The 17,939-nt window shown below is 58.6% G+C and carries 16 protein-coding genes; 8 read left to right on the forward strand and 8 right to left on the reverse strand.

Going from position 1 to position 17,939, the window contains the following annotated elements:
* Positions 1 to 84: 84 nt before the first annotated feature.
* Positions 85 to 723 (reverse strand): glutathione S-transferase family protein, encoded by a 639-nt coding sequence (locus G8764_RS06575; RefSeq protein ID WP_166163366.1) that lies wholly within the window; start codon positions 721 to 723, stop codon positions 85 to 87.
* Between the two features lie 250 nt (positions 724 to 973).
* Here G8764_RS06575 and G8764_RS06580 point away from each other — a divergent pair, with 250 nt between their 5' ends.
* Positions 974 to 1,741 (forward strand): P-loop NTPase family protein, encoded by a 768-nt coding sequence (locus tag G8764_RS06580; protein ID WP_207951737.1) that lies wholly within the window; start codon positions 974 to 976, stop codon positions 1,739 to 1,741.
* Positions 1,742 to 1,835: 94 nt separating this feature from the next.
* Here the strand turns inward: G8764_RS06580 and G8764_RS06585 are convergent, their stop codons facing one another.
* Positions 1,836 to 2,252 carry a thiol-disulfide oxidoreductase DCC family protein gene (locus G8764_RS06585; protein ID WP_166163368.1) on the reverse strand — a complete coding sequence of 139 codons (417 nt, stop codon included), beginning with the start codon at positions 2,250 to 2,252 and terminating at the stop codon, positions 1,836 to 1,838.
* A gap of 210 nt (positions 2,253 to 2,462) precedes the next feature.
* On the opposite strand from G8764_RS06585, the gene folE reads away from it, so the two are divergent.
* Positions 2,463 to 3,137, forward strand: coding sequence for a GTP cyclohydrolase I FolE (gene folE / locus G8764_RS06590; protein WP_166163370.1), 675 nt, complete (start codon positions 2,463 to 2,465; stop codon positions 3,135 to 3,137).
* Positions 3,138 to 3,172: 35 nt separating this feature from the next.
* Here the strand turns inward: folE and G8764_RS06595 are convergent, their stop codons facing one another.
* Complete coding sequence (locus G8764_RS06595; protein WP_166163373.1) at positions 3,173 to 4,066, reverse strand: TIGR01777 family oxidoreductase; 894 nt, start codon at positions 4,064 to 4,066, stop codon at positions 3,173 to 3,175.
* Positions 4,067 to 4,220: 154 nt separating this feature from the next.
* Positions 4,221 to 5,144 (reverse strand): MerR family transcriptional regulator, encoded by a 924-nt coding sequence (locus G8764_RS06600; protein ID WP_166163376.1) that lies wholly within the window; start codon positions 5,142 to 5,144, stop codon positions 4,221 to 4,223.
* Positions 5,145 to 5,471: 327 nt separating this feature from the next.
* Here G8764_RS06600 and G8764_RS06605 point away from each other — a divergent pair, with 327 nt between their 5' ends.
* The 6 genes from G8764_RS06605 (at position 5,472) to G8764_RS06630 (ending at position 10,762) form a co-directional block, all read left to right on the forward strand.
* The gene (locus G8764_RS06605) at positions 5,472 to 6,251 is read left to right on the forward strand and encodes an SDR family NAD(P)-dependent oxidoreductase (RefSeq protein WP_166163378.1); all 780 of its coding nucleotides are present in this window, start codon (positions 5,472 to 5,474) and stop codon (positions 6,249 to 6,251) included.
* Positions 6,252 to 6,353: 102 nt separating this feature from the next.
* A complete protein-coding gene (locus tag G8764_RS06610) occupies positions 6,354 to 7,787 on the forward strand; it encodes a cryptochrome/photolyase family protein (protein ID WP_166163380.1) in 1,434 nt (477 codons plus the stop codon).
* Positions 7,788 to 7,932: 145 nt separating this feature from the next.
* The gene (locus G8764_RS06615; RefSeq protein WP_166163382.1) at positions 7,933 to 8,421 is read left to right on the forward strand and encodes an Hsp20 family protein; all 489 of its coding nucleotides are present in this window, start codon (positions 7,933 to 7,935) and stop codon (positions 8,419 to 8,421) included.
* A 262-nt stretch (positions 8,422 to 8,683) separates the two neighbouring features.
* A complete protein-coding gene (locus tag G8764_RS06620; RefSeq protein WP_166163384.1) occupies positions 8,684 to 9,103 on the forward strand; it encodes a hypothetical protein in 420 nt (139 codons plus the stop codon).
* 241 nt (positions 9,104 to 9,344) lie between these two features.
* Positions 9,345 to 9,746: a DUF6627 family protein gene (locus G8764_RS06625; protein WP_166163386.1), complete on the forward strand. Its 402-nt coding sequence runs from the start codon at positions 9,345 to 9,347 to the stop codon at positions 9,744 to 9,746.
* 5 nt (positions 9,747 to 9,751) lie between these two features.
* Positions 9,752 to 10,762, forward strand: a complete 1,011-nt coding sequence (locus G8764_RS06630) for a PA2778 family cysteine peptidase (RefSeq protein WP_166163388.1) — start codon at positions 9,752 to 9,754, stop codon at positions 10,760 to 10,762.
* Positions 10,763 to 10,779: 17 nt separating this feature from the next.
* Here G8764_RS06630 and G8764_RS06635 read toward each other — a convergent pair whose 3' ends face one another.
* The 4 genes from G8764_RS06635 to G8764_RS06650 form a co-directional block, all read right to left on the reverse strand.
* Entirely contained in the window at positions 10,780 to 12,117 is a 1,338-nt protein-coding gene (locus G8764_RS06635; protein WP_166164113.1) for a DegQ family serine endoprotease, read from the reverse strand.
* A 458-nt stretch (positions 12,118 to 12,575) separates the two neighbouring features.
* Positions 12,576 to 14,843: a glucosylglycerol-phosphate synthase gene (gene ggpS / locus G8764_RS06640; RefSeq protein ID WP_166163390.1), complete on the reverse strand. Its 2,268-nt coding sequence runs from the start codon at positions 14,841 to 14,843 to the stop codon at positions 12,576 to 12,578.
* 44 nt (positions 14,844 to 14,887) lie between these two features.
* A complete protein-coding gene (locus G8764_RS06645) occupies positions 14,888 to 16,165 on the reverse strand; it encodes an MFS transporter (protein WP_166163392.1) in 1,278 nt (425 codons plus the stop codon).
* Between the two features lie 639 nt (positions 16,166 to 16,804).
* On the reverse strand, positions 16,805 to 17,938 hold the full coding sequence (locus tag G8764_RS06650; RefSeq protein ID WP_207951738.1) for a GNAT family N-acetyltransferase/peptidase C39 family protein: 1,134 nt from the start codon (positions 17,936 to 17,938) through the stop codon (positions 16,805 to 16,807).
* Position 17,939: the final 1 nt, after the last annotated feature.

A 17,939-nucleotide genomic window follows, 5' to 3' on the forward strand; every position in this document is an offset into this window, starting at 1 on the left:
TCAGCTTTAAAACTGCCTGTAATTAACCCCTGCTTCTGAATCAACCCCCTGCCCCTGAATTAAACCCTAACCCCGTATTAACCCCTACCCCTGTTCACTGTTAAACGCCGGGCGCAGGGCCAGGCGCTGATGCCAGGCCTGCAGGGCCGAGCACTCTGCCGGCATAAACTCCTTGATCCAGCCAGCGAAGTTACAGGTCACCCAGGCGGTAATATCGGCCATGGAAAAGAAGTCGCCAGCCACGTATTCGCTGCCCTGCAGACGCTTATCCAGATCGGCAAAGAAATTGCGGGTGCGGGCGCGACCGCGCTCGGCCAGGGCGGGAACCTGGGCGTAATTATGGGGCCCCACCATGGCCCGGTTTTCCATGGCTTTGGCCGTATTGCGCAGCACTTCCCCCACGGCCTGCAGGCCATCGATGGCGCACAGGTGTTCCCACATAATGACCTGGGCTTTTTGCTTGGCGGTGCTGCCAAAGAGCGGCCTGGCGGGAAAGGTTTCTTCCAGGTAGCTGGCGATGGCGGGCACCTGGCTGATGCAGGTACCGTCGGGCAACTCCAGCATGGGCACATCGCAATGGGGGTTTTTCTGTTTATACGCGGCGCTCAATTGCTCCCCTTTTTTCAGGTCCACCTGTACCCGGGCTATTTCAATCTGCTTTTCCGCGATAGCCAGCTCAATGCGCTGGGGATTTGGGGCAATGCTGTAGGTATAGAGTTTCATGGCTGGCTTAATTCCTTCAGGCTAGTGAATCGACCCGCTGATCATAACGATTAATGGGGTTGGCGCTCAAATTTGCTGATCCTGCAACTGACTCTATCATATCAGGGTTGGGCGAGTTGCAGACCAGTCCCGTGCGCCCTTGGGGTGGTTAAAAAAAATGGCATCGGGCGGCTAAATATCAGCAATACCCGGGTGTTTTTGCGGTACTATCGGCGCTTTAAAATCCACTTCAACCAAGGAGCAATATCGCATGAGCAGCATTCATTTTATCGGCGGTGAAAAAGGTGGGGTCGGCAAGTCGGTAGTGTCGCGGCTGTTATCCCAATACTGTCTCGATCATTCGATGGTTTACATGGGGCTGGATGCCGATCAGTCGCACGGAACCCTGACCCGCTTTTACCAGGAATTTACCAGCCCTATCAACCTCGACTCCTACGAGAGCACCGACCAGATCATGGAGGCCGCCCTTGAGGACGACTTGCAAGTGGTAGTGGACCTGCCCGCCCAAAGCGAGCGCTTCCTGGAGCGCTGGCTCGAAGATGGCGGCGTGCTGGAAATGTGCGAAGAAGCGGAAATCCCCTTTATTTACTGGTATATCGTCGATGATGGTGTCGATTCCGCCAGGCTGCTGGAGCAGTTCCTGGGCAAGCATGGTGAAGAGCTGCACTGCATCGTACTGAAGAATCGCGGCTGTGGCAGCAATTTTGCCGCTGTCGACGCCGTCCTCGACAAGGTTCGGGCAAACAGCCACCCGGTGGCGCAAGCCGAGCTGCCCGCCCTGCACGAAGAGACCATGCGCAAAATCGATTGCCTGAGTTTCAGCTTCTGGGCGGCACAAAATATCAAGGACAGTGGCATCGAGCACCTGAGCCTGATGGAGCGCCAGCGCGCCAAAATCTGGCTCAAGAAAGCCTACGCGGCAATCGAGTCTGTGCTCGACCATGTCGAGCGCCCCGCCCAGGCCCTGATCAATCAACTTGCCAGTCGCCCGGACAGCGCCGACGTCGATAAAGTTTAACTGCGTTGAGGCGCTGAGCAATCCCCTTCACGGCGCTGGCGTGCATTGCCGGCGCCGGCTTTGCGCAGCCCCCACAGCCCATAGTGCCCCCGGGTTAGCTGCGGCCTGATCCCGCAGGGTCGCCCGGCATCGCGCAATTTTTATCGCAGCGCGCCTTGCCGGTGACAACTCGCGAGATGCGATAGCGGTGCCGGGCAAACAAGCGATAGAGAGCATCACTGAACAGTCGCAGCAGTGGCCACCGCAGCGGCGCTGTAAGCCAGCCGCGCCCCGCCAGGCTCCAGGCCCGGTGGGTCACGTCCAAACCCAATAGCAAACGACCGTCCTGCAACTGGCCGTGCAGCAATGCTCTGGCCCGGTCGCGGTCGATGTGCGGAAAGCGCTGCTCGAACCCTTCAGCATGGATATCCTCCATGACTATCGCTCCCGCCTTGTCCGCCGCGCGCAAATGACGCATCTCGATGTCGCAGAGCGGGCACTGACTGTCGTAGAAAATTGTTAATTGCGCCATTCCATACCCTCGCCCGATAGCACCGCAGTATTAAAGACCAGAAACTCCCGCAAACTTCGCTGCGGTTACCTGGTCGCGTTCAATACCTGATTATTACGCCCGCGAGGCAGCATTGGACTGGCGGGCGCACAAATTCATCGGGGAAGTAATCCGGCTGCACACGAGCGACGTAATCAAAAGACCTGTTCTAAATGTCACCGGAGCCCCAAAATGCCAAGCCAGGAAACCCTGCAACCAGCGACATCTGCAATTCGCCCGGAGGCTGCCAAGGTGCGCGACCTGCTGATCGAGCGCGGCCTTGAAACCCCGCTGATCGAAACATCCCTCAATGCCCAACAGAAATACCAGCGTATCAAGGGCCTGATGGCCGAGGTGCTCGGCACCCTGGGACTGGACCTGAACGACGACAGCCTCTGCGAGACGCCGCACCGCATTGCCAAGATGTATGTGCAGGAAGTCTTTGCCGGGCTGGATTACACTCACTTTCCCAAAGTCGCGCTTATCGACAACAAGATGCGCGTCGACGAAATGGTCAAAGTGCATGATATCAACCTCACCAGCACCTGCGAACATCATTTCGTGGTCATCGACGGCACCGCCAAAGTCGCCTACATACCCGGTGACAAAATCATTGGCCTCTCGAAAATCAATCGCATTGTGCAGTTTTTTGCCCAGCGACCCCAGGTACAGGAGCGCCTCACCCAGCAAATCCTGCTGGCCCTGCAAACCTTACTGGAAGTGGACGATGTGGCGGTCTCTATCAGGGCGACCCACTACTGCGTCAAGGCACGGGGCATTCGCGACTCCAACTCCTACACCGAAACAAATGCCCTCGGCGGAGCCTTCAAGAGCAACGAGTTAACCCGCAGCGAATTCTTGCACTGACACTGCGCCTCGCCTCTGCCCGAGAGTGGCAGTTACTATGACGCCAGCACGTCCGCCAACGCCCCATTTACATCGGGGAAGTGAAACTTGTAACCCGCAGCCAACAGCCTCTTTGGATAAATACGCTGGCTGTTGAGCAACAGGTCCGCTGACTCCCCCAGCATAAGCCTGAGCAGCGTTTCCGGCACAGGCAAGCGGGGTTTGGTGTGCATGGCATTCGCCAGTGCGTTAGTAAACGTGTCATTCTGCACCGCGTCCGGCGCGGTTAAATTGAACACTCCACTGGCCTCAGGGCTGTTCAGCAGATAGTGAATCGCCTCGACCATATCCTCTATGTGTATCCAGGACATGTACTGCTGGCCCGAGCCAACCCTGCCACCGACGCCCCACTTGAATGGCGGCAGCATTTTCTTCAGGGCACCACCATCACGACCCAACACAACCCCGGTACGCAATATGACCAGCCGCGTCTTGTCTGCGGCCCTGCGCGCTCGCTGCTCCCATTGGTCACACACGGTGTAAGCGAAATCCTGGCTGAGAGGTGCATTGTCTTCGCTGGTCTTGCGGTCCCCGGTATCGCCGTAAAAGCCAATGGCAGATCCGCTGATAAACGTCGCTGGCGGCTGCTCGCTGCGCCCGAACAAATCCACCAGCTCACTGGTGGGCTGCCAGCGACTTTGGCAGATGATGTCCTTTTGCTTGGGGCTCCAGCGCTTGTCCACGATCGGCTCGCCGCAGAGGTTGATCACCGCATCAAACCCATCCAGGCTCTCCAGCTCCGACAGGCTGGCGATAAACTTGATATTGCCGGGCAGCAACCTGGCCGCCCGCTGCGGTGAGCGGGTCAGGACGGTGTAGTCATGTTGCGGAAACTGACGGATAAAATGGCTGCCAATAAAGCCGGTGGCACCGGTAAAAAGAATATTCATTACTTCGCTCCCGTCTTTATTTGACGATCCAGGCTTGCAATACAAGCGATCGACAGCGACCGGCGCCATTGGCTCGCGACGCTGCTTTCCACTATCAACCCGCGCCCTCAGCCCCTGGGTAGTGATCGTTTAAGGCGTATGTACGGCACACAGGTCAGGCCGGTTTTTGTACTTTTTGCAGCCGCCAAAAGTGCTCAAGCAATTGTTGCGGAGTAGCAAAACAGCGATCGGCACTGGTCAAACCTGCCATCATTGGCGCCGCGCCGCAGATCTGCAAGCCGGGCAGCACCGGCAGCAACGTCTTGATGCGTTCCAGTTCGTCATCCCGCCAACTGCCATCCTGGTAGACGATGCAACACCTGTCGCTGTTGGCACTGGCCACCTGCAGCCACGCATCGACGTTACAGCGCTGGTTAAAGAACAGCAACAGATGATTGCTATCCGCTAATTGTATACCCATCAGCGCCAGTCGCCAGAGTGGTGTGTTCGGACCACAGAGCAAGCATATTTCCGAGCCCTGGGACTGCTTGCGATTCAAGTCCAGGCGCAGGCTGGTGAAGTGCAGTATTTCACTCTGTAAAAACAGCCACTGCCCCCGGGAAGCGGCTTCGCTTTGCAATGCAGCCATTGCCGGCTCCAGCAAGTGCCGGGCACACAGCTCCGCCGGATATTGTAAGAATGCATCGGCGAGAATCTTTTGCACCCCTTGCGCAGAAAACCTGCTGACGGCGTCCAGCAGGCTGTCGACTTGTTGGGTCCAATGCAGCCCTTGCAGCTGCTGACTCTGCCCGGCCGGATCCGCCATAGCTATCGCCACCGGGTCGGCGGCGTGCCGCTGCTCCAGCAGCGCCCTGACCTTGCTTACCGGGACCCCGCGCGAGGTCCAGGCCAGTATTTGCTCGACCCGCTTCACGTCCGCTTCGCTGTACAGGCGGTGCCCCTTATCCGTGCGCTTGGGCTTGAGCAAGCCGTAGCGCCGCTCCCAGGCGCGGAGAGTGACGGTGTTGACCCGAGTGCGGGCGCTCAATTCGCGAATGGGAAAGCAGTGATTATCGGAGGGTGACGATTCAAGGACCATAGATTTCCGCGACACTGGGGCTGGTATGGCCTGCAATTATTGTACAGAACTCAAGCCTGTACAACTTAATACTTATACGATACTATTTTTTGTACAAGTTTTTAGATCGGTTTGATCACTTGCCGCGTAACCAATTGCAAACAAGTCTTGGTGACGAAGCGTACGCGATCACTGTGAACTGCGTGTCGCCGTCACAGCGTGGGCTCGCTGCCGAGAAATTAAAAGCCGCGGCATTGAGACTTAGGGCGCAACGCGACACGCGTGCTTTTTCTCCCTGCTTTCCAACCACCTACATTTTACTAACGGCATCCAGCCACAGGCGTCGACATGATCACAGGCACCGATCCCAGCACCCACACCGAGCCGGCTGATGTTGCGCCAACCGCTACCGCACAGACCCGGGTTGCCCTTATAGGGGCCTCCGGCGGCATAGGCGCCGCCCTGCTAGCTCGCCTGCGCGACCGCGACAACACCAGAGTCTACGCCTTCTCCCGCAGTCGGTTGGAGCCCCAGCCGGGCAATGTCAGCTGCCACCCTATTGCTATCACCGACGAACACAGTATCCGCGCAGCCGCAGCCATCGCCTCCGCTGACGGCCCACTCGACCTGGTTATTGTCGCCACCGGCATTCTGCACAGCGAGGGCCTGAAGCCGGAAAAATCCCTGCGCGATATCGACCTCGACAACCTGACCCGGGTCTTCACTATCAACAGCTTCGCCCCGGCGCTGCTGCTAAAGCATTTCCTGCCGGCCATGCAGCCGCAACGCGGGTCGGTGTTTGCCGCCCTCTCCGCCCGGGTTGGCAGCATTGGCGACAACCGCTTGGGGGGCTGGTACGCCTACCGGGCCTCCAAAGCGGCACTCAATATGCTGCTGAAAACCGCGAGCCTGGAGATGCAGCGCCTGCGGCGCCCCGTCACCGTGGTCGGCCTGCACCCCGGCACGGTGGCGACGGACTTGTCGGCCCCCTTCCAAAAAAATGTCGCGCCAGAAAAATTATTTAGTGCGGACTTTTCCGCCCAGCGGCTACTGTCAGTCATCGACCAACTGCAGCCAGCAGACAGCGGCAAGGTATTCGCCTGGGATGGCGCTGAGGTTCCCTGCTGAGCCCGGCGGCACCCCATCACAGACGGACTTGGCGCACAGCTGACACAGTGCCGCTGAGGAACAAAACAAAAACTGACAAGACTTCGACAACGGATTTTATTTATGGCAGCCAAACTGGTTATCCACTGGTTCCGACAGGACCTGCGACTCTCCGACAACCCGGCCTTGAGCGAGGCCGCCAGCGCCGGTCGCGTGTTGCCGATTTATATCCTCGATGATGATACTGCCGGCGCCCAGCAAATGGGTGGCGCCAGTCGCTGCTGGCTGCACCACTCCCTGGGCGCACTCAACGACAGTCTCGACGGTCGCCTCAGGGTCTACCGCGGTCGCGCTGACGAGGTAATCGCCCACCTCTGTGCGCAGCACCCGGTGAGCGCCGTATACTGGAACCGCTGCTACGAGCCCTGGCGCACGCAGCGCGACCAGGCCATCAAAAGCAACTTGCAGCAACAGGGAATCGGTGCCCATAGCCACAAAGCTGCACTCCTGTGGGAACCCTGGGAAACCCTGAAAAAAGACGGCACCCCCTACAAGGTATTCACTCCCTACTATCGCAAGGGCTGCCTCAACGCCGCGCCGGTGCCGCCACCAGTTGCGGCACCAACCAAATTAAGCCTGGCCCGGGGTGACTTTGGCGCCCTCGATATCGACCAGCTCGACTTGCTCCCCGGCATTGGCTGGGAGCAGCCACTCATGGAGCACTGGCAACCGGGCGAAGCGGCGGCCACCGGCGCCCTGCAGGATTTTATCGACGACGGCCTGGCCGACTACCAGGACGGGCGCAATTTTCCCGCCCGGGACAACGTCTCGCGCCTGTCCCCCTATCTGCACTGGGGGGAGATCTCGCCACGGCAAGTCTGGCACGCGGTCGAGCTCAGCGGTGACAACAGCAATGTCGACCACTTCAAAAGCGAACTGGGGTGGCGCGAATTTTCCTACACCCAGCTCTACTATTTTCCCGAGCTGCCCCACAGCAATCTGCAGGGTAAATTCGACCGTTTTCCCTGGCGCCAGGACGAGACCCTGCTGCGCTGCTGGCAGCGGGGGCAAACCGGCTACCCGATTGTCGACGCCGGCATGCGCGAACTGTGGCAGACCGGCTATATGCACGGCCGAGTGCGCATGATCGTGGGCTCATTCCTGGTGAAAAACCTGTTGCTGCACTGGCACCACGGCGAGGCCTGGTTCTGGGACTGCCTGCTGGATGCCGACCTGGCCAGCAACAGCGCCAGCTGGCAGTGGATCGCCGGCTGCGGCGCCGACGCCGCACCCTACTTCCGCATTTTCAACCCGGTGACCCAGGGCGAAAAATTTGACCGGCACGGCAACTATACCCGTCGCTATGTGCCGGAGCTCAGCGCCCTGCCGGACAAATACCTGTTCCAGCCCTGGACCGCACCCGCCGCCGTGCTGGCCGAGGCGGGGGTGGAGTTGGGTAAAACCTACCCCCGCCCGGTGGTCGACCTGAAGGAGTCCCGGGAAATGGCGCTGGCAGCTTTTCGATCCCTGCGGGAGATGGCGGCAGAGAAAGAGTGAGCGCCAGCCTGCACTTTCAATCAAAACCCGTATTGAAAAATATACGACTGATCCCCAGATAATATTTGCCGGAGTCAGGACTCTGCGAGTATGGCGCCGGCAGAGGTTGTTTTTGTAATGTATTGCTTCCAATGGAGGATATGCTATGAAATCAATTGACCTTACCCCGCTCTATCGCAACAGCATCGGCTACGACCGATTGGCGACAATGCTGGATAGCGCCCTCAATGCCGAGGGACTCTCCACCGGCTACCCGCCCTACAACATCGAGGCACTGGACCAGGACCGCTACGCCATTACCCTGGCGGTTGCCGGCTTCCTGCAGGATGAACTGAACCTCCATGTTGAAAATGGGGTACTGGTGGTACACGGTAACAAGAAGACCGAAGCCGAGCGTAAATACCTGCACCAGGGTATTGCCAACCGCTCCTTCGAACGCAAGTTTAACCTTGCCGAGCACGTCGAAGTCACCGGCGCCGAGCTGCGCAATGGGCTCCTGACCATCAACCTGGTCAAGGAGATACCCGAGGCCATGAAGCCCCGCACCATTCCCATCGACACCGGCGGCAGTGCCATCGAACACGACTCCGATAGCAGTGAGTCGGTCAACACTCACGGCGATCAGGCCGCCTGATCGCCCCCTTGGGCTGCGCTGACGCGCAGCCCGTTTTGTGTCGCTTGAAACTGTGCTTTTTGCCATATTGACCTTCCGTATTCACCTTCCGTATTGACCTTCCGTATTGACCTATAGTTACGTTTAATGCCAACGCGATATTGCTAATATTGGCGCGCAAAAGGTATAGTGATACGCAAGAGGAAGGAACTGCCTGCTCAATCAATCCAATTGCAGCACTCGATCAGACTGCCGACTCCACTCGGCACAGGAGCGACTATCGATGAAGGGTACATCCAGGGCGGCGTTGGTGCTGGCCGTCATCGGGACTGTTACGCCTTCTTATGGCATCATGGTTTCCGGCTTCTCCGGTGTTTTCGCCCTGTTTTCCCTAAATAAACGCAATCAGTACGCTATCGCTGCCCTGGTTATTAATTTTTGCAATCTGTTGTTGTTCTCCCCCCTGTTTTTGATGTCCCTGCTCAGCATCGAAATTGACATGCCGGGCCACTATGACATACCCAACAAACACACTATTTACGCAATAATGTTATTGATTCAACTGGTGGGGCTGGCCGTTTACTTGCGAGCCAGGCGCCTCCGTGCAGAACGGCGCAAACACAAAGTGATTGAAGATTACGAACTGCCGCCCCTGAGCCCGAACAAACAGCCTCGCCGACGAGTACTGAAAGCCCAACCCTGAAGGCAGTTTCTTCACCTGCTGCCCGACTGTTTTTTTCCCGACCACGACTGGTTCAAATACCGCACCCAGAGAAATATCTGCGACCAATAAGAATGCCAAAGTGACGTCCATCAAACTTCCACAAGCTGCCGCCAGTAACAGGTTATTTTATTGAAAGAGCGTGTTAACCTTGCGTCTGGCTGACATCACAGTCGCCTCCACCAATCCAGATTCAGACACAGATAGCCATTCGGAGTACAGCATGCACCCACTGCAAAGATCATCGCTGTTTGTCAGCGCATTAATCGGTCTTTTCCTCTTCGCCGGGACCTTTAGCCTCGCGGCCAACGCCGCCCTGGTCTCCACCACCGAGGCGGTGCAACTGGAACAACAGCAGTACGATCGCCAGCAATTGCTCAGTGCACTGGAAACCGAGGAATTACAGCAACAATTACAGGAGCTGGGGGTAGACCCGGAAAAAGCCAAAGAGCGGGTGGCCAGCCTGACCGCGGCGGAGCTGGCCGAGTTGAATGAAAAGCTGGCCGAGCAACCGGCGGGATCCGGGGTGCTGGGAGCGATACTGATGCTGTTCGTGTTGTTCGTGATTACGGATATGCTCTGTGCCACCGACCTCTTCACCTTCGTGCACTGCATCAACAAGTAGGCCAATTGACTGCCGCAATCACCGCGCCAGCGAGCTGGTGGCTGCGCGGTATGCTGCTGGCCAGCAGCCTGTTGCTGGGTGCCTGCGCCCGGCAATCCGTCCAACCTCCGCTTGCAAGCCATTTCCCCGGGGAACTGCCCGCCGCCATTGAGCTGGTTGGCCTGCCCCACTACCCGCAACAGGACAACCAGTGCGGCCCCGCCTCGCTGGCAACCGTCCTCGCCCACAGCGGTATCCAGGTCACTCCCGAACAGCTCAGGCCAGACATCTATCTCCCCGGTCGCGGCGGCAGCCTCGCCATTGAACTGGTCGCCCGCACCCGTCAGTACCAGCGCCTGGCCTATCGATTAGCTCCCGACCTGGGCGCACTGCTGACCGAGCTGGCGGCCGGCAATCCGGTACTGGTGCTGCAAAACCTGCGCTTTGACTGGTGGCCCCACTGGCACTATGCGGTGGTCATTGGTTACGACCTGGGCCAGCAACAGCTGTTGCTGCGCTCCGGCGACCGGGCCCGCTACGCGATACCAATGTCATTGTTTGAGAAAACCTGGGCCCGGGCACAACACTGGGCGGTGGTGGTGACTCGCCCCGAGCAACTGCCCGCCAGCGCAGAGCCGCTACGTTTTATGGCTGCCGCCGCTGACCTGGAGGCCAGCGGACAAAGTGACGCCGCCAGCGCCGCCTACGGCGCCGCGCTTGAGCGCTGGCCAGAGCAACCGCTGGCACTGCTGGGATTGGGTAATAGCGCCTTTCAGCGCAGCGAATACAGGCTGGCGGCCGGCTATTACGAACGACTGGTCCGCGCCTTGCCCCACTCCGCGGCCGGCTGGAACAACCGCGCATACGCTCTGTTACACCTCGGCTGTCCGGCCGCCGCCGAGGCCGCGGTGCAATGTGCAATCGCGCTGGCGCCGCAGGCCAGCAGCTACCGCCACAGCCTCGACGAGATTCGGAACAGCGGCGGGACAGTGACGGCCACCACCTGCCCGGCCATCCACTGCCCCGACCAACCCTGACCCCGCCCCTTGAGCGGCTAGCGGATCACAATATAAAACAGCGCCCCACCACGATTAACCTGCAGCAGCACCGAAGATTTGCTCAAGCGCAAGGCCGCCTGCAGGGATTCCAGATCTTTCACCCGGCGCTTGTTGGCCCCGATGATAATATCCCCGGGGCGCAAGCCACTGTAGGCCGCGGCGGAATTCGGTGACAGCATCGCGATTACCACTCCGTCGCCGTCGGGGTTGTTTTCGAATCTTGCACCTTCCAGCAAGGGGTGCAAGTCGCTGTCCCCGCTGACCACCGACTGCTGGTCACCGATGTTGACCTTGACTGTCTTCTGCTTGCCATCGCGCAAAATCGTCAATTTAACACTCTCGCCGATGCGTTTCATACCGATCAAACTGCGCAGCTTGCCGGTCGACTCGGACGCCTGGCCGTCCACTTCCAGAACCACATCACCTGCCTTGAGGCCGGCTTTTTCCGCCGGCGATCCCTGCAGCACGTTGCTGACCAGAACGCCCTGCTGGCCGTTATTCAATTCAAACGCCTCGCGCAGGTCCGGGGTAATATCCTGGATGCCAATACCCAGCTGGCCGCGCTTGACCTCACCGTGCTCCAGGATCTGGACCATGCTGGCCTTGGCCATATTGGCGGGAATAGCAAAGCCAATACCGACGTTACCGCCAGCGGGGGCGATAATCGCGGTGTTGATACCGACCAGCTCACCGTTGAGATTGACCAGTGCACCGCCCGAGTTACCAGGGTTAATCGAGGCATCGGTCTGGATAAAATTTTCATAACCTTCAATGCCGAGACCACTGCGGCCGAGGGCACTCACCACCCCGGTGGTCACGGTCTGGCCGAGACCAAAGGGGTTGCCAATGGCCACCACAAAGTCACCCACCTGCAGGCGGGCCGAGTCGGCAATGGCCAGTGCGGTCAACTTGTCGGCGTCAATTTCCAGAATTGCCACATCCAGCTCCGGGTCCGAGCCCACCACCTTGGCCTCGTAACTGCGCCCGTCCACCAGCGATACCCGCACCTCGTCAGCATTTTTGACGACGTGGTAGTTGGTCATTACGATGCCTTTTTTCGCGTCCACGATCACCCCGGAGCCGGCACTTTGCTGGCGCTTTTTCGGCGTTTGCTGCTGGCGCTGGCGCTGATCAGGGAGATTGAAGAAGTGGCGGAAAAACGGATCATTCAGCAGCGGGTTGTTGGTGAACTGCGTGGTCGAGTAGGTCGAGATATTGACTACCGCCGGATTGACCCGCTGCAACATGGGCGCCAGGGTGGGCAGGGATTTGCCCTCCGAGTCCACCATTGGCAGTGCCGCCACGGCCGGTTGCACCTGCAATACAGCCAGCATTAACCCCAACAGGGCTCCCGTTACCAGGCCAAAATATTGGTTTCGATTCTGTTTGATTGACACGCTTCGTTTCTCCTCCGGCAAAGCAGTAGTTGTATGACAGTGCAAAAAGTGAAATTACTCCCACGGGGGCCTGATTTAGGTGCTGAGTAGCAGACCCATGTCGGTAGCCGGCGTGCCGGACAAGAGCCCCGTGACCCGGCCCCGACCAGGTACCGGCAAGCCAGCCATCAACAACTACTATTTCGGGGTAGGAGGGGATTTTTTCAAGCCGAGCCCGGGTGCTCAATTACGGGTTTGGGCACTGGCGAGCTTGCACATCAGGGGAAAGAAGCGGAAGGGAGAGGCTGGAGCGCAGGCCAAAACCAGGTCAGGCACATAAACCGCAGGACAATGCGGCGGCCAATGCCCCGGCCCGGTATCGCGTCCGCTGCGACACCGGCAACCGGTTTATCGCCTTACTTCGATTCGGGAGCAGCGGCCGCAATCGCGGGCGCCGTCCGGCAGGTGTCGATCACTTGCATAAATTCGTCGCCCCAGGCGCGAATATCATTGTGCCGGACCACCTCGAAAGCCTCCCGTATGCGGCTTACGGCTTCACTCTCATCCATGGTCAATGCCTGGAAGCAGGTGTTGACCAGGTCGTGGGGATCGTGGGGGTTGGTCAACAGGGCGCCGCGCAACTCGGCGGCGGCACCGGCAAACTCCGACAGCACCAGCACACCCTTGCCGCCCAGGATTCCCTGGGTGGCGACAAACTCCTTGGCCACCAGGTTGAGGCCGTCACGCAACGGCGTAATCCACATGATATCGGCGAGGCTGTAGAACGCGACCAGGTCCTCGAAGGGGTAGGCGCGGAAAAAGAACTGGATCGGTGTCCAGCCAACTTTGGCAAAGCGACCGTTAATACGTCCCACCGTCTGCTCGATCTGGGTTTGCAGATCGTCATAAATGGTCATTTCCTTGGCCGCCGGCACGCAGATAGTCACCAGGGTGACATCACCCATCAATTCCGGATGCTGCTCCAGCAGCAGCTCAAACGCCTCCAGCTTGGGCAGAATACCCTTGGTGTAATCCAGCCGTTCCACCGACAAAATCACCCTATTGCCGCTGAGTTCAGCCCGCAGGGCCTGCGCCTTCTTTTTAACCGAAGGCCGTTCCAGCGCCGCCCGAATACGATCCACATCCAGCCCCACCGGCAGCGCCCCGAGCCGGATCTCGCGCCCGCCAACGTCAATCAGGCTGGTCATTTCCTCCAAACCCATGGCGCAACCGTATGTCAGGAACCTGGGCGCACAACTGATCCTTTCCTTCACCTTCAGGGGCATGACACCACGCGCCACATCGACAAAGTTCTCTGCCTGGCGCGGAATGTGAAAGCCGATAAAATTGCACTGCAGCAAGCTGCCGATAATATCCCGCCGCCAGGGCAGCACATTGAAAACGTCGGCCGATGGAAAATAAGTGTGATGGAAAAAGGCAATGGTGACATCCGGGCGCAGCTCACGCAGCACCGCCGGCACCATCCACAGGTTGTAATCGTGCACCCACACCACGGCCCCCACCGCCGCTTCCGTAGCCGCATGCTCGGCAAACTTGCGATTTACCTCAAGAAAAACCTGCCAGTGATCCTCGCGAAAGGTGGCCTGCTCCCAGAAGGTGTGCAGTGTTGGCCAGAAGGCCTCCTTGGAAAATCGCTTGTAGAATATATCCACCTCTTCCCGACTCAGGGACACCTTGGAAGCGGTCAAGTTGGGGTACAAGTCTTTATCCACCGGTGTTCGGCGCTGGAAATTACTCACTTCTTCTTCCACCGTCGACCAGGCAATCCAGGAGCCCTTGGTACCGCTGGCGAAAAAGCTCAACAGGGTGGGAATAATGCCGTTGGGCGAGCTCGGCTGGCGCTGCTGGACCTTGCCATTTTGAATATACTCCTCGAATGGCAGGCGGTGGTAGACAATCACCAGATCGGATTTGCCCGGCTCCGGCTGCTTGCGGGCCTCGGCGCCGTAGCTCTTGTTGGCCAGCAGATCGAAGTGCTCGATGGCTTCGAGTATGCCCCCGCAGCCCGCCTCACGAGCGTGATAGACATGCTCCAGTTGGCTGGTGGCACGCAGCAATGCAGCTTCCGACTTGCCAACACACACGCCGTGAAAATCGTAGCTGAACAGCGACAGGTCGTTGAGCATATCGCCCACCACCAGCACTCTTTCACTGTCTTTTTCCAGCAGTTCGGTAAGCGCCTTCAGGGTTGAGCCTTTGTTGACGCCGGCGGGCAGGAAATCCAGGTAGCGCTCGGCCGAGTACAACATGTCGCAGCCCAGCTTTTTGGCAATGCGGCTAAGTTCGTCGGTAACGGCCTCCGCCTCGCAGTAAAATGAACAGCGACGCTCTTGCGGTACATCCTGGCGCTGCAGACCGGGCAGGTCCGCCACCGCCTGCTCTACCGCGTATTCCCCCGGCCAGCGGGCATCGATCTCCGCCTGCAGCGGCTGCACCGGCTGCAAGCTGCTACCGTCCACCACGGTCGCGCCCACGTCACAGATGATGTAGGACGGAGTTGGGATTGTAGGGTCGGAAAGCAGCGGTATCACCGACTCCAGGCCGCGGCCGGTGACAAACACCAGCTCCAGATCCGGGTGCAGGGTGATCAACTGGTAGAGTTGATGGCGTTTTTCCGGGGTGCCGGCTAAAAACGATCCATCCAGGTCTGTGGCTAAAAGCATTCTAATCTCCTTGCTGATTTATAATCGAGAATACGGCAACCGGCTCAATGCCCGGCCCCGCTGTGCTCGCCACCCCAAACTCCGTGCGCGTCCGGTTCGCTTTCTTCCTGAGGTAACATTTCCAACGCCGCCGGGGTGGTTCGCACCATGGCGATAAATTCTGCACCGTGTTCAGCCGGGTCTTCCGCCTCACCAGCCCGCAGCGACCAGAACGCAAACAGCGCTAACAGGGCCTGGGTTACCAGCCAGTAGAGTGGCAAACCGTTGGCTCCCAATACCTGCATAAACTGGCCGGCCAACAGCGGTCCCAGCACCGCACCTATACCGTGCACCAGCAACAGCGCACTGCCGCCAGCGAGCATGGACTGCGGTTGCAAGTGGTCGACCATATGGGCAACGGCAAGGGGATAGACGGCAAACGCCACGCCGCCATAGGCAGCAATGGCGATAAACAGCAGCATAGTGGAAGCGGATAACCAGAGCACCGCCAGTGCCAGCAGCGCCGCCGCCAGGCTCACCAGCGCCAGCACCCGACGCCGATCGCGACTGTCGGAGTAGCGTCCCAGTGGAAACTGGCAGATCGCACCGCCGAGAATCCCGCAGCTGATAAACATGGCCACGTCGTTGACCGCCAGGCCGACCCGGGTAGCATAGGCGGCGCCCAGCCCCCAGAATGCCCCCATGGCCAGGCCGGACAGCAACGAACCGGCCATGGCCACCGGCGCAGTCTGCCACAGCTGGCGCAATTTCAGGCGCTCGACGTTGTGTACCTCGGGCTGCTGCAAACGGGTCCAGGTCACGGGCACCACACTCAGGCACACCAGGATTGCCGCCAGCACAAACAACAGATGGGAAATACTGGTGTCGAAACGCAACAACTGCTGGGCCAGGGCCAGGGCTCCGAGATTGACAGTCATATAGATAGCGAACACGCGGGCGCGTTTATCGGCAGGAGTTTGGCCGTTGAGCCAGCTCTCTATCACAGTGTAGAGAATTACCAGCGCGATACCCGTCAGGATTCGGATCAGCAGCCAGGCCAAAGGGTCGACCAACAATATGTGCAAGAGCACCGAACTGGCAACCAGTGCCGCGCAACAGGCAAACGCGCGAACATGCCCCACCCGCCGTATCAGCGGCAGGGCGAGCAAGGTACCGACGAAGAAGCCGATAAAATAACCGGACATAATCAGGCCAAGTGTAGCGCCGCTATATCCTTCCAATTCACTTTTCAGTGCCAGCAGCGTATTCAACAAACCGCTGCCCAATAACAGTAACGCAATGCCAACCAGCAGTGCGCCGATTGGCATTATTAAGGGAACCATACCTCTTCCGGAATTAATTGTTGTCTATAACTAACTACATTGTCATTTATAAACAGTAAATGATGGCTTTTGCACTCAGCCATGCCCGCTGGGACATGTGGCCGGCAAAAAAACGTTCGCAGTGGCTACAACAGCAGTTTCCAGATCGCGCTCAACGTGAAAACCTGTCAACCCGGGGGCCCACTCTGCTTGCATCCTGCCACGCAAAGTCCACTCTGCTCGACAACTGCCGGGCAAACTGACCGACTAACCATCGACCAACCGCAGTACCGTTGGGGGTTGTTACTGTCGCTCCCGGCAATTGCACCAACCTGCTTTGCAAAACAATACTACAAGCCAATTGCAAGAACGTTTAGCATCCAGCCATACAGCTGGAATAAAGCATGAAATCGTCAAGCTTGGCCAAACAGCGCCAAAACACTTGATCAGATCCCTTTTATCCTAACAAAGCGCCCGTGCTAATTCAAACCGGCTGCCGTGCCGGCCTCGGCGTGTGCGCTGCTTGAGTCAGGTGGTTTTTCCAGGCTAAGCGCAGCGGAGGCCATGCGATGAAGTCTGCCTTCAGGGCTAAAGGCCGGGCCAAAATAATAAATCGACGCTAGTGGCGTGTTCTGTAAAATCCCTGTCTACGACCCCGCACTAGCGTCGCCTGATGGCCACCGCGGTGCGCATTTTATTGGCGCCGTAACTGGCCATTTTGGAAAAGTCCGCCAGGGCGATGGGCACGTGCTGGCAATCCAGTGCGTCCTGCATGTGCTCGCCAATATCCGAGTCGTGCACGTACATGCAGAGCTCATCCATGCCGGTCACCATTACCCAGTGGGGGGCCTTGCGCCCTTCAAAACGGTAGGTGCTAATCAGCACCATGACCGTATAGCCGCCCGCCAGCCAGGAGCGGATATGCTGCAGCTCGAGCTGTTCTATTTTTACCGGAATTTGCCGGCTTTGGGCCTTGTCGCGAAACTGTCGATCCACCAGGGAGACGATCTTTTTCTTGTCTTGCGAGCGGACGCCATCCAGGAATAACGGCGCTTCGTTGTTCACCACTACTTCAGCCTCAAAACCCATATCCTGCGCCGCTAGCGCCAGCCCGATCGGGTGGCAGCCACCGTGACCGGTGGTCATAAAAATTGTCGTGGCCTGGCGCCAGATATCCAGCTCCTGCTCCTGCGAGGGTTTAAAGCCGGGGCTCTGGCTGGCAATGGACATCAGCAGTGCCGCCGGACCACAGGTGAAATCCGTGGTCTGCTGGTACCACAGGCAGGGATGAGAAATTTGCGCCGCGTTGATTCTGCGAATGCACTTTTGCATACGCAACGCCCGGCTGTGATTTTCATAGTAATCCGGAATTTCACCAAACTGCTTATAGCCCAGCTTCTCGTACAGGTCGATGGCGCGGCGATTACCTTCTTCCACTTCCAGCCGCATAAACAGGCGCTTGGACTCTACCGCCAGCTCTTCCAGTTGCAACAGCATCCGCTCGCCCAAACCGAGGCCGCGGGCGGCGGGATCCACGGCAAGGGAATACAGGCGGGCCAGGCGGGTACCCTGCTGCAACAAGACCAGCCCGTAACCCAGCAGCTGCCCGTCCCGTTCGGCAACCAGGAAGTTGCATTTGGCGTTGGTCAGCCAGTGGCGAAAGCTGCGGCGACTGAGTTTGTCGGTGGTAAAGCTTTTATTCTCCAGGCCAACCAGGGCTTCCAGGTCTTCTATATCCGGCGTCCGCAGCTCAATCTCGCCGGGCGCCGGTTTATTTTGTACTTGCGGCGCCAAG

The organism is Pseudomaricurvus alcaniphilus, from assembly GCF_011440395.1.
In the GTDB taxonomy this organism is placed as follows: Bacteria; Pseudomonadota; Gammaproteobacteria; order Pseudomonadales; family Cellvibrionaceae; genus Pseudomaricurvus; species Pseudomaricurvus alcaniphilus.